Annotated in this window: 13 protein-coding genes and 1 pseudogene; 13 read left to right on the top strand and 1 reads right to left on the bottom strand. The window is 64.3% G+C overall.

What is annotated here, in order from left to right; all coding sequences use genetic code 11:
• Positions 1-88: 88 nt before the first annotated feature.
• From nac to AC3FOF_RS38680, 12 genes are all read left to right on the top strand, one after another.
• On the top strand, positions 89-1,030 hold the full coding sequence (nac, locus tag AC3FOF_RS38735) for a nitrogen assimilation transcriptional regulator NAC (protein ID WP_400095387.1): 942 nt from the start codon (positions 89-91) through the stop codon (positions 1,028-1,030).
• A 90-nt stretch (positions 1,031-1,120) separates the two neighbouring features.
• Positions 1,121-1,573: an acetyl-CoA carboxylase biotin carboxyl carrier protein gene (locus AC3FOF_RS38730; RefSeq protein ID WP_488729624.1), complete on the top strand. Its 453-nt coding sequence runs from the start codon at positions 1,121-1,123 to the stop codon at positions 1,571-1,573.
• 15 nt (positions 1,574-1,588) lie between these two features.
• Positions 1,589-2,956 (top strand): acetyl-CoA carboxylase biotin carboxylase subunit, encoded by a 1,368-nt coding sequence (gene accC / locus AC3FOF_RS38725; protein ID WP_488729623.1) that lies wholly within the window; start codon positions 1,589-1,591, stop codon positions 2,954-2,956.
• Positions 2,957-2,968: 12 nt separating this feature from the next.
• A complete protein-coding gene (gene pxpB / locus AC3FOF_RS38720; RefSeq protein ID WP_488729622.1) occupies positions 2,969-3,628 on the top strand; it encodes a 5-oxoprolinase subunit PxpB in 660 nt (219 codons plus the stop codon).
• Positions 3,625-4,617, top strand: a complete 993-nt coding sequence (locus AC3FOF_RS38715) for a 5-oxoprolinase subunit C family protein (RefSeq protein ID WP_488729621.1) — start codon at positions 3,625-3,627, stop codon at positions 4,615-4,617. The genes pxpB and AC3FOF_RS38715 overlap by 4 nt, the downstream gene beginning before the upstream one ends.
• Position 4,618: 1 nt before the next feature.
• A complete protein-coding gene (locus AC3FOF_RS38710; RefSeq protein WP_488729620.1) occupies positions 4,619-5,032 on the top strand; it encodes an acetyl-CoA carboxylase biotin carboxyl carrier protein in 414 nt (137 codons plus the stop codon).
• Positions 5,033-5,044: 12 nt separating this feature from the next.
• On the top strand, positions 5,045-5,845 hold the full coding sequence (locus AC3FOF_RS38705; protein ID WP_276265713.1) for a LamB/YcsF family protein: 801 nt from the start codon (positions 5,045-5,047) through the stop codon (positions 5,843-5,845).
• A gap of 346 nt (positions 5,846-6,191) precedes the next feature.
• On the top strand, positions 6,192-6,944 hold the full coding sequence (locus tag AC3FOF_RS38700; RefSeq protein ID WP_488729619.1) for an SDR family oxidoreductase: 753 nt from the start codon (positions 6,192-6,194) through the stop codon (positions 6,942-6,944).
• A gap of 13 nt (positions 6,945-6,957) precedes the next feature.
• Positions 6,958-7,659, top strand: coding sequence for an amino acid ABC transporter permease (locus AC3FOF_RS38695; protein WP_276265711.1), 702 nt, complete (start codon positions 6,958-6,960; stop codon positions 7,657-7,659).
• Positions 7,660-7,662: 3 nt separating this feature from the next.
• A complete protein-coding gene (locus AC3FOF_RS38690) occupies positions 7,663-8,409 on the top strand; it encodes an amino acid ABC transporter permease (protein WP_276265710.1) in 747 nt (248 codons plus the stop codon).
• 24 nt (positions 8,410-8,433) lie between these two features.
• Positions 8,434-9,168, top strand: a complete 735-nt coding sequence (locus AC3FOF_RS38685; protein ID WP_276265709.1) for an amino acid ABC transporter ATP-binding protein — start codon at positions 8,434-8,436, stop codon at positions 9,166-9,168.
• Between the two features lie 34 nt (positions 9,169-9,202).
• On the top strand, positions 9,203-10,045 hold the full coding sequence (locus AC3FOF_RS38680; RefSeq protein ID WP_276265708.1) for an ABC transporter substrate-binding protein: 843 nt from the start codon (positions 9,203-9,205) through the stop codon (positions 10,043-10,045).
• A 163-nt stretch (positions 10,046-10,208) separates the two neighbouring features.
• Here AC3FOF_RS38680 and AC3FOF_RS38675 read toward each other — a convergent pair.
• A pseudogene (locus AC3FOF_RS38675) lies at positions 10,209-10,753 on the bottom strand (IS6 family transposase); the annotation flags it as partial.
• A 132-nt stretch (positions 10,754-10,885) separates the two neighbouring features.
• Here AC3FOF_RS38675 and zwf point away from each other — a divergent pair.
• Positions 10,886-12,249, top strand: a 1,364-nt coding sequence (zwf, locus tag AC3FOF_RS38670) for a glucose-6-phosphate dehydrogenase (RefSeq protein ID WP_488729618.1), incomplete at its 3' end; no start/stop codon positions are given.

Genomic DNA, 12,249 nt, shown 5'->3' with positions numbered 1-12,249 from the left:
CGGACCCGCCAATGCCCTAATCTCCTGTACTCAGCGCTTGCGGCGCAAGAAGATAATGAGCTGTAGATCCCCGCGGATAGGAGGTAACTTGAACTTCAGGCGATTGAGGTATTTCGTAAAGATTGTCGACATCGGCAGTGTGACGCAGGCGGCCGATCTGCTTCATGTCGCTCAGCCCTCCCTGAGCCAGCAAATGGCAACGCTGGAAGGCGAGGTGCGCCAGCAATTGCTGCTGCGCACCAAGCAAGGCGTGATTCCCACCGAAGCGGGCAAAGTGCTGTACCGGCATGCCCAGGCGATCCTGCGCCAGGTCGATCAGGCAAAGGTGGAGATGAAGACGGCCGGACAGGGCCTCTCGGGCGCGGTCTCGGTTGGGTTGGCGCCCGGCACCGCCGCGGCGGCGCTGGCTTTGCCGTTGCTGCGTACGGTCCGGGCCCGCCACCCCGGGATCCTGCTTTACCTGAATGAGAGTTACGGCAGCACGCTGTCGGAACTGATCATGAACGGACGCATGGACATGGCGGTGCTCTACGGCGGCAAGACGCCTGTTCATGGGCTCTCGTTCCTGCCGCTGCTGAAGGAGCCGCTCTATGTGGTCGGCCCCGAAAGCATGCCGGCGCCGCCGGATGAGGTGCCGCTGCCTATGCTCGGGGACATCGATCTGTACCTGGCGCGACCTTACAACGTGGTGCGCAGGCTGGTCGATGAAGCGTTCAATGCGATCGGCATGGCGCCGCGCGTGCTGGCTGAAATCGAATCGGCCAGCACGCTGAAGGCGATTGTCGCGGACGGGCTGGGGGCGACCATCCTGCCAGCCTCGATGGCGCGCGAGGTGGCGATGTCCTGCGACGCCTGGCAGTGCCGCATCGTCGAGCCGGTGATCGAGGCGCCCCTGGCGTTGTGCCAGTCCGGCCACCAGCCACTGTCCGAGCCGGCCCAGGCAATCAAGGAGATCCTGCTGGAATTGGTGGCGGGGCTGGCGGGCAACCTGCTTCTGTGCGACCGGGCGGAGAACCGGGAGGCGTCATAAGACGTTCCTATCGGGGCACAGACAAACCGTCTTGGTACTGAAGGGCAGAGGCCGATACTGTGTTCACCAACAGCTATGAAGTGAACGCACATGGATCTCATGCACATCAAACAGCTCATCGACGTCATGGCGGCCTCCGACATGGCCGAGATGAGCTTCAGTCAGCACGGATGGACGTTGCGCCTGGCGCGGCATATTTCCGGGGGAGCCAGCGGCGATCCCGCTCCCCCACCGGCCCTTCCCTGTACGCAGCCCCGGCCACTGGGGCAGCCCTCCTCGCCCTCCGAGCCTGTTTCTCCCGTACCGGAGGGACGTGAATTGCTGGCTCCACTTTTCGGCATCGTGCACCTGCGGCCCGCGCCCGACGAGCCGGTGTTCGTGCAGCCGGGACAGACCGTGGAGGCCGGCCAGACCGTGTGCGTCATCGAAGCGATGAAGGTTTTCAACGCCGTGCTCGCCGAACGCGATGGCGTGGTCGAGACCGTGCTGGTCGAGTCCGGGAAGGAAGTGGAGGCCGGCCAACCCTTGATCCGATTCGCCTGAGCGCCGAGGTTCGTCATGTTTGACACTGTCTTGATTGCCAATCGCGGGGAGATCGCCTTGCGTATCCTGCGCGCCTGCCGCGGGCTGGGCTTGCGCACGGTGGCCGTGTATTCGGAGGCGGATCGCGAAGCCGTCTACGTGCGTCAGGCCGACCAGGCCCTGTGCATCGGTCCGGCGTCTCCCACCCATAGTTACCTTAACCAGGCTGCGCTGCTGGCGGCGGCGCGCGTCAGTGGCGCCCAGGCCATCCACCCCGGCTATGGATTCCTGTCCGAGAACGCCGGCTTCGTCGACCGTGTGACCGACGCGGGTCTCACCTTCATCGGCCCCAGCGCGGCCTGTATCCGCACGATGGGTGACAAGGTCAGTGCCAAACGCGCAATGCGCGAAGCCGGCGTGCCCTGCGTACCGGGTCCCGACACCTCCCTTCCGGAGGACCCGGCCGAGGTGTTGGCGATCGCGCGCGATATCGGTTACCCCGTCATTGTCAAGGCAGCGGGCGGTGGCGGCGGACGTGGCATGCGGGTCGTGCATCAAGAGGCGGGACTGCTGGATGCGCTGGCGCTGACGCGCGAAGAGGCGCGCCGTGCCTTCGGCAATCCGGAGGTCTATATCGAGAAGTTCCTGACCCACCCGCGCCACGTCGAGATCCAGGTACTGGCCGATGGCCACAACCAGGCGCTATGGCTTGGCAGCCGAGACTGCTCGCTGCAGCGCCGGCACCAGAAAGTCCTGGAAGAGGCGCCGGCGCCTGGCATCGATCCCTCGCTGATCGCAGCGGTCGGCGAGCGCTGCGCCGCGGCCTGCCGGCAGATTGGCTACTGCGGCGTCGGTACCTTCGAGTTTCTCTACGAGAACGGGGCATTCTATTTCATCGAGATGAACACTCGGCTGCAGGTCGAGCACCCGGTCACCGAAATGACCACCGGCATCGACATCGTCCAGCAGCAGATCCGCGTGGCACGCGGCGAGCCCCTCACGCTGGCGCAGGCCCAAGTGGCTTGCCGGGGACATGCGCTGGAGTGCCGCATCAATGCGGAGCATCCGGACAGTTTCGCCCCCGCGCCCGGGAAAATCATCGACTGGCAGTTGCCTGGCGGCTATGGCGTACGCGTCGACAGTCATGCTGGCCCCGGCTATCGCGTGCCGGCGCACTACGACTCGATGATTGCAAAGCTCATCGTGCATGGCGCCACCCGCGAGGATGCGCTGGCCCGCATGCGCCTGGCGCTGGACGAGATGCAGGTGGGAGGCATCGCCACCAACTTGCCCATGCACAGGGAAATCGTTCGGGACGAGGATTTCGAGAAGGGCGGGGTCGACATCCACCACCTGGAACGTTGGCTGCAGGCGCGCGCCGCGCGGCCTGCCGGGACGCATTGAAGGATCTTGAGCATGACCATCGAAACGGGGACCATCAGCCTCCTGGGCACCACTGCCTTGCTGTTCGAGGCGCCAGGCGAGCTGAGCCTGGCGACTCAGCAACGCCTGTGGGCGCTGGCGCAGGAGGCCGAAGCATGGCCCGAGGTGCGCGAAGCCGTACCCGGCATGAATAACCTGATGTTGAGCTTCATGCGCCCGCCGTCAAGGCTGGCGGAAATCGAAACCCGTCTGCACGAGGCCTGGCTTGCCGTCACGCCCCTGGCTCGCGACGGGCGCCTGATCGAGCTGCCAGTGATCTATGGCGGCGCACCGGGCCCGCATATGGCCGACGTGGTGAACCACACGGGTCTGTCCGTGGATGAGATCGTCGAGCGCCACAGCGCGCCGCTCTATCACGTCTTTGCGCTTGGCAGCCATCCCGGCTACTGCTACCTCGGCGGCATGGATCCCCGCATCGCCACGCCGCGACGCAAGGTGCCTGTCCTGAGCATTCCCGGCGGCGCGGTGTCCATTGGCGGGGCACAGACAGGCGTTTCGGCCTCCGATGGGCCTAGTGGCTGGAACACCATAGGCAGCTCCGAAATGTGTTTCTTCGACCCGCAGAAGAACCCGCCCGCGTTGCTGCAGCCGGGGGATGTACTGCGCTTTCGTGTCGAGAAGGTGATTCGATGATCGAGATCCTCTCTGCCAGCGCGCTGGCCACCGTCCAGGATCTGGGCCGCCTGGGTGCGCTCCGTTGGGGAGTCGGCACTTCGGGGGCGATGGACCCGCTGGCGCTGGCCGCCGGCAACCTCCTGCTGGGCAACGACGAGGGGGCGGCAGGCATCGAAGTGCCGGTCTTCCCGTTCCTGGCGCGCTTTACACAGGACTGCCGTTTCGCGCTGACCGGTGCGGACTGTGCCGCGCAGCTCGACGATCGGGCCCTGCTGCCGTGGTGGGTGCATGAAGCCCGGGCCGGACAGACCCTGCGCCTGGGCGTGCCGCAGCCTGGTCCCATCCCCGCCTGCCGGGCCTATCTTTGTCTGGCTGGCGGCGTAGACGTGCCGGTGGCCCTGGGGTCACGCAGCACCCAATTGCGCGGTGCCTTCGGCGGTCTCGACGGGCGCGCGCTCAAGCGTGGCGACGTGCTGCAGGCCATCTCGCCGGGGCTCGGCAAGGGGGCTGGCAGTGCCGGCATCGGCCTGGTGCCGCCGGCCTTCGGCTTGCCGCTGCTGGTGGACGGCGCTGCGGCGATGCGCGTGCTGCCTGCCGCCGAGTATGGACTCTATACCGAAGCCTCGCAGCGCAGCTTCTGGTCCGAGCCCTGGAAGATCACCGCGCAGAGCGACCGTTACGGGTATCGGCTCGCCGGCCCGTCGTTGGCGGCGCGCCAGCCGGTCGAAATGCGCTCGCATGGCATTGTGCCCGGTGTCATCCAGGTGCCGCCCGGCGGGCAGCCCATCGTGCAGATGCGCGACGCCCAGCCCTCAGGCGGCTACCCCAAGCTGGGCACCGTGATCGAGGCTGACCTGTGGCGGCTGGGGCAGGCGCCGATCGGCAGCCAGGTGCGCTTTGTCGAAACCACGTGGGACGAGGCGGTCGCAGCCCTGGACGAAGTCGAGGGGTGGCTAGCCGATGTTCGGCGCCTGGTAGGTCTGCATGGCGCAACAGGAGGGCGCTGAGATGGAAACCGAACACATTCGCCAGCTCTGCGCATGGCTCGCGGCAACCGATATTGCCGAGCTCGATCTGCAAGGCCCGGGCGTCCATCTCCACCTGCGGCGCGAAGGCGCCACCGTGCAGGAGATGGTCGCGCTGCCGACGCCGACGCCAGTAGCGGCCGGCAGTCCCGCGTCGCCTGAAATCGTGCGTGCAGGCTCCGTAGGCGTGTACCGTCACCGCCACCCCCAGCGCAGCGCCCCGCTCGCTGCCGTGGGCACTGCGGTGCAAGAGTCACAGGCATTGGGCCTGTTGCAGATCGGACCGCTGCTGCTGCCGGTGACGGCTCCGCGCGAGGCGGTGGTGCTGGAGATACCGGAGCCCGACGGCGCGGTGGTGGGCTGGGGCACGCCGCTCGTGGTGCTAGGTGCTTCCTGACTAGGGGTTGACATGGAAATTGATCTCAATGCCGATCTGGGCGAGGGCTTTGGCCCTTGGCGCATGGGCGACGACGAGGCGCTGATGTCGCTGATTTCTTCGGCCAACGTGGCGTGTGGCTTCCACGCCGGCGACCCGCTCATCATGGACCGTACCGTGCGCCTGGCGCTCCAGCGCGGCGTCGATGTGGGCGCCCATGTGGGCTTCCCCGACCGGCAGGGTTTCGGGCGGCGACTGATGCAGATCGATCTGCCTGAACTCGCGGCGATGGTCACGTACCAGCTCGGCGCATTGGCAGGCATTGCCCGCGCACGGGGCAGCCGGATGACGCACATGAGTTTTCATGGCGCTCTCGGCAACAAGGCAGCAGCCGATCCGGCGTGGGCCGTTCCGCTTCTGGAGGCGATAGCGGCTTTCGATCCACAGCTTATTATCAGCACTTCGAGCAGCCAGGCGATCGAAGGTGCGGCCGCCAGCCTCGGGTTGCCTGTCGCCGTCAGCTTCCTCGCAGACCGCGCTTACGACGACCAGGGCCTGCTCGTCAGCCGCGCCCTGCCCGGTGCGGTGATCCACGACGAAGAGCGGGTACTGGCCCGCGTGCGGCGGCTGCTCACGGAAGGCACGGTCGCCACGCACACCGGCAACACGTTGCCGATGCGGCCGCGTTCCATCCTTGTCCACGGCGACACGCCCGGGGCTGTGGCGCTCACACTACGCTTGCGAGAAGAAATCGAGTCCCTTGGCGGCCGCATCGTGCCGATCTCGCGGCAGCTCGCGCACGTTCCCGGTGCAACAACATCTAAACAGTATTGATAGGTGGCCAACGCTGGATAGCGTCAGGCACACGCCATTTCAGGGCATGGCCAGGACGAAAGCGCAGGCCTGGACCGACATCTACGGATCGCGATCTGTCCGGGTCACCAGGTCTTCACCATTTTGGCTCGCCTGAGCGTGCATGGCCGCACGGCAATGGTGCGTTATTTTGCAGCGGCACAGCTGGTCATCCTGCTTTTTCAGCCGCATTTCCAGCCAGTAGTATCTGGGCTTCGTATTAGGGTTACCCCGACATAAGAGGGTCCTATCTCGCCAAAGACATTCCATCTTGGCGTAAAAGGCCGGCGCTCGATAAATTGACATCAAGCCATCGTACAGGATTCATATGCCTTTCTCAGACTACAAAACAGCCTTGGTCACTGGCGCTTCTTCCGGCATCGGTGCCGCCGTCGTCGAACGTCTGTGTCGCGAAGGCCTGCAGGTGCATGCCCTGGCACGTGGCGCAGACGCGCTCGCCGCCCTGGCTCAGCGTACCGGCTGCATCCCGCATGCGATCGACGTGACCGACCTGGCCGGCATCACAAAGCTGGCGAAGGAGGTGAGCTTCGACGTCCTGGTCAACAACGCTGGCGTGGATCGCCCCGGCTCCCTGCTCAACGCCGATGCCGATGGCATCGACCTGCTGGTGGACGTCAATTTGCGCGCGGTGCTGCATCTGTGCCGGCTGGTGCTTCCGGGCATGGTGGCGCGCGATCGCGGCCATGTGGTCAACATCAGCTCGATTGCCGGCGCGTATAACTTCGGAGGCAACTCCACCTACCACGCCACCAAGGCAGCGGTGAGCATGCTGTCGCGGCAATTGCGCATCGATGCCTACGGCAAGCGCGTGCGTGTCACCGAGATCTGCCCAGGACGCGTCGCCACCGACATCTTCGCCCATGTGCATGGCGACAGTGCCGAAACCTACGAGCGCTTCGTCAAGGGCTTCGAGCTGCCGCAGGCCGCCGATATCGCCGATGCGATCGCCTTTGCCATCGCCGCGCCGGTCGCCGTCAATATCGGGCACATGGAGATCACGCCGACGCTGCAGGTGCCCGGTGGCCTCTCCACGATGCGCCCCGAACCACTGCAAGACTGAACGGGGCCGAATCATGCATGGCTTCGATCTGATGGCGATCCTGCTGAACCCCGAGTTCAGCCGTATGCTGATTGAGGGCGTAAAGATGACGCTGTTGATCGCCGGCGGCTCCTGGGCGCTGGCGATGGCGCTGGCCTTCCTGTTGCTGACGCTGCGGCTGACGCCCAGCCGGCTGGCGGAGCGCTTTGTTGCGGGCTATGTCTCGTACCACTGCAATGTGCCGACGCTGGTCCAACTGATGCTCTGGTACTTCGGCATCTCCAGCCTGCTGCCTGACCCGATGCAGGCGTGGGTTGGAGAGCATCACGCCGAGGTCTTGTTTTCCATCCTCGCGCTAGGCTTGTGCCAGGCAGCCTACTTCAGCGAGGACCTGCGCTCCGGCCTTCGCGCGATCCCCCCGGGGCAGGAGGAGGCGGCCCGGGCACTCGGCAACAGCTTCCTTGGCGCCATGCGCCATGTGCTGATGCCGCAGGCTGTGCGCAATGCACTGCCGGCATTGATCAACCACAGCGTTTCGCTCTTCAAGAACAGTAGCCTGGCGATGGCCATCGGCGTGTCGGAGATGACCCATGCGGTCAAGGAGATCGAGAACACCAGTTTCCGGGCCTTCGAATCCTACCTGCTTGCGACGGTCATGTATCTGGCCTTCTCGCTCCTGATCATGGCCGCCGGTGCCTGGCTGGCCCGCCGCTTCCGCGTCGTGGCAGGGAGGTGAACCATGACGACACTGATCGACATCCTGCGCGAAAACTGGCTGCTGCTGCTGATTGGCCAGTACCCGAATGGACCCCTGGGCGGAATCGCTTGCACGCTGATCCTGTCGGTGCTCGGCATCCTGCTTGCGTTTCCGCTGAGCGTGCTGCTGGCGCTGGCGCGACTGTCGCCCTGGCGCTGGCTCCGTGCTCCGGCCACCGCGCTGGTGTATGTGGTGCGGGGAGTGCCGCTGCTGATGATCATCCTGTGGGTGTACTTCCTCGTGCCACTGCTGATCGGGCGCAACGTTTCAGGCTTTACCACGATGCTGTGCACGCTGGTCATCTACGAGGGAGCCTACCTTTGCGAGGTGGTGCGTGCAGGGATCGAGGCACTGCCGAAAGGGCAGATGGAGGCGGCGCGGGCTCTGGGGCATAGCTACCTTGGGGCCATGCGGCTGGTGATCCTTCCGCAAGCGCTCTACAACATGCTGCCGAGCATGCTGGCGCAGTTCGTCTCGACCATCAAGGAAACAACGCTCGGCTACGTGATCAATGTGCCGGAGCTGACCTTCGCTGCCAATCAGATCAACAATGCGCTGCTGACCAAGCCATTCCATGTCTTCTTCCTGCTGGCGGTGATCTATTTCGTCGTGTGCTGGAGCTTGACGCGTGCTGCTCGGGAACTGGAGCTTCGAATCGCGGCCAAGCGGGCAGGGAAAGGCGCGACCCTGGCATCCATCGCTCCCCAGCCGTTGGCCGTTGAACCGTAAGTGCTCACCAATTGAGTCATCGACATGATCAAGTTCTCTAATGTCTGCAAATGGTACGGCGACTACTGTGCCTTGAACAACATCAACGCGGAGGTCAAGAAGGGCGAGGTCGTCGTGGTCTGCGGGCCTTCTGGCTCCGGCAAGTCTACGCTCATCCGCACGGTCAACCGGTTGGAGGAAATCAGGTCCGGCGAGATACTGTTCGACGGAAACAACGTACATGCGCCGATGAGCAGCGACGCGCTCAACAAGGTGCGCAGCCATATTGGCTTTGTGTTTCAGAGCTTCAACCTGTTTCCCCATCTTTCGGTGCTCGAGAACATCGTGCTGTCGCCCATGCGAGTGCGCGGGGTCCGTCGCGGTGAAGCCCGCGACAAGGCGATGCAACTGCTGGAGCGGGTTGGCCTGGCAAACAAGGCTGACGCCTATCCGACGCAACTCTCCGGAGGCCAGCAGCAGCGCGTGGCCATTGCGCGGGCCCTGGCGATGGAACCACCCGCCATGCTGTTCGACGAGCCGACCAGCGCGCTCGACCCGGAGATGGTCGGCGAGGTGCTGGCCGTGATGCGCAGTCTGGCAAACGATGGCATGACCATGATGTGCGTTACCCATGAAATGAACTTCGCACGAGAGGTCGCCGACCGCGTGTGGTTCATGGACGCCGGCTGCATCCTGGAAGTCGCCGAGCCGAATGCCTTCTTCCGTGACCCGCAACACCCCCGCGCAAAACGCTTTTTGTCGGACCTGCGCTCGCATTGAATCATCCCTGTTCCCTAATATTTAGGAGTCTGATATGTCGGTTTATTCCACCGCTGCACGCCTGGCTGTCCTCGCTTGCCTGGGCACTGCTCCTTTTGCGGCCTTGGCCGACCAATGGGCGGAGATACAGAAGAACAAGGAGTTGCGTTGTGGCACCTTCGCCGACGTGCCTCCATTCGCCGCACCGGATCCGAAAACCCGGGAGATGGTGGGCTTTGACGTCGAGATGTGCCAGGCGCTGGCCAAGCGCTTGGGTGTGGTAGCCAAGATCACCCCGTTGTCGGTCGAGGCACGCGTGCCCGAAGTCAAGATGGGCCGGGTCGACGTGACGGTGGCCAACCTGGCTTACACGCTCGGTCGCGCGGAGCAGATCCAGTTCAGCGATCCTTACTACCTCGCCAAGGAAATGTTGGCCGTGAAGGCTAGCGATCCGGGCACGAGCAAGGCCGACTACAAGGGAAAGCGACTGGCGGCAGCCAAAGGTTCGACCTCCGAACTGTCGATCAAGATGAACGGTTCGGACCCGGTGACCTTCCAGGATACGGGCTCCGCCTATATGGCCGTGCAGCAGGGCAAGGCATTGGGCATCGTCTCCAACACCATGACGATCACCAAGCTGGTGAATCAGTCGAAGAGCGGTGGCATTGAGCTGAAGATGATCGCCGAGCCAATGACCTATCAGCCGATCGGCGTGGGTATGAAGAAGGGCGAACCGGCGCTGCTGGCCAAGGTGAACGAGGCGTTGCTGGCCATGGACAGGGCAGGCGAGATCAACCAGCTCTGGAACAAGTGGCTGGGCCCCAACACCGAATACAAGATGGTCCGTGAAGACAAGGTTGTCCCCTTGAGCGAATTGAAGTTCACGCCTATTCCTTGAAATTGCCTTCGATCACGGCTGCCAAGCTTTGGCTCGGCGGGTTTCTGATACTGTCCGCCGAGTGCGTTCCAAACTGGTCGGCCGGGATCTCGATTATCAGCGGGAAGGACACTCAAGACGGACCGTGACGCGGCAATGCTGTGGTAGCACTGGAATCGGCCAGGCGCTGGTCCTGCTCGATGATGTTGTTCAGGTACTTGCGCTGACGGATCGTGATGGGCGTCTCGCGCTGCGCGTTCGCGGCGTGCAGTGCGGCACCGCGTTTGTCAATGGTCACGGTATCAGGCGCGCCGTTCTGGCCAATGGCTTTCTCGAAGCAACGCCGGGTGGCAGCCTTGTCGCGACGAGCCCGCAGCAGAAAGTCGATGGTGTTGCCGGCCTTGTCCACGGCGCGATAGAGGTACGCCCACTCGCCCCGCACCTTGAGGTAGGTTTCGTCCATTCGCCAGCTCTTGCCAACCGGGCGCTTGTGGTGGCGAAACGCCTTCTCGAACAGCGGCAGCAGCTTGATAACTCAGCGGTGCACGGTCGAGTGATCGACCGCAAGACCACGCTCGGCCATCATTTCATCGAGATCGCACAGGCTCAGCGAATAGGCTTACGTACCACCGTACGCAGAGCAGGACCATGTTCGGCGGATTATGCAGGCGCTTGAGCACCTTCACTACGCCAGCGGACAGCGCTTTTTTTCGCAGATGCCTTCTTCATTACGCGCTTCAGTTCAGGCCAATGTCGGATCCGATCTTACCCCGGCATCCTTATCTCGACAAAACCAGAATTCTAGCGTGATAGGCCCCCAAGCCGAATGCAACCCGACTCGACCAACCGATTCGTGACATGATGCAAAGCAATGCTGTAGGCACAGTGCCAGAGTTCGATTTCGTGCTGTTCGGCAGCACCGGCGACTTGGCCACGCGCAAGCTGCTGCCGGCGCTGTTCGACGCCCACTGCGTGGGCTCGCTGCACCCGCGCGGGCGCATCCTCGCGCTTGGCAGCCAGCCGCTTGGCCAGGAAGCCTACCTGGCGATGCTGGAGTCCAAGGTGCGTCCGGCGCTGCCCGCCGCCGCCGCGGCGGAAGCCTGGCAGGGCTTTGTCTCGCGCATCCTCTACCTGCAGGTGAACGCCAACGCGCCGGAGGGCTTCGATGCACTGGCCGAGCTGGTGCGTGCCCGCGCCGCGCCGGTGGTGGTGTTCTACCTGGCGACTGGCCCGCATCTGTTCGTGCCGATCTGCGAGCAGCTTGCCCGCAAGGGCCTTAACCACGCGGGCGTGCGCATTGTGCTGGAGAAGCCGCTGGGCCATGACCTGTCCTCGTCCGATGCGATCAATTCCGCGGTGGCGCGCCATTTCGCCGAAGACCAGATCTACCGCATCGACCATTACCTGGGCAAGGAGTCCGTGCAGAACCTGATGGCGATGCGCTTTGGCAATGTTCTGTTCGAACCGCTGTGGCGGCGCGAGTGGGTGCGCGACGTGCAGATCACCATCGCCGAGGAACTCGGCGTGGAAAAGCGCGGCGCCTTCTACGACGGTATCGGCGCGCTGCGCGACATGGTGCAGAACCACCTGCTGCAATTGCTGTGCATGGTGGCGATGGAGCCGCCCTCGAGCCTGTCCGAGGACGCCATCCGCGACGAGAAGCTGAAGATCCTCAAGGCGCTCAAGCCGATCGAACTGGGCGAGGTCGCCGAGAAGGTGGTGCGCGGGCAATACTGCCGCGGCGCCGCGGGCGGCGACGCGGTGCCGGGCTATGTGAACGAGGCGGCCATCCCGCCCGACAGCCAGACCGAGACCTTCGTCGCCATCAAGGCCGAGATCGCCAACTGGCGGTGGGCGGGGGTGCCGTTCTACCTGCGCACCGGCAAGCGCATGCAGTCGCGCGTGGCCGAGATCGTGATCCAGTTCCGCGACGTGCCGTATTCCCTGTTCCCACGCCCGCTCGACCACGAGCCTGGCAACCGGCTGGTGATCACGCTGCAGCCCGAGGAAAGCATCCGCCTGCATTTCCTGGTCAAGCAGCCGGGCGACACGCAGGCGCTGCAGCCCGCTTCGCTGGACCTGCAACGCATGCTGCCGCGCGGGCAGGGCGCACGGCATGAGCGCAAGACCGGTGCTTACGAGCGCCTGCTGCTCGATGTCATCCGCGGCCGGCTTGGCTTGTTCGTGCGGCGCGACGAGCAGGCCCAGGCCTGGCGCTGGGTCGC

The sequence above is a fragment of the Cupriavidus sp. 96C5-1 genome (assembly GCF_057798855.1).
The sequence above is the reverse complement of the archived record's forward strand: the minus strand, read 5'-3'. Positions and strand labels throughout refer to the sequence as shown.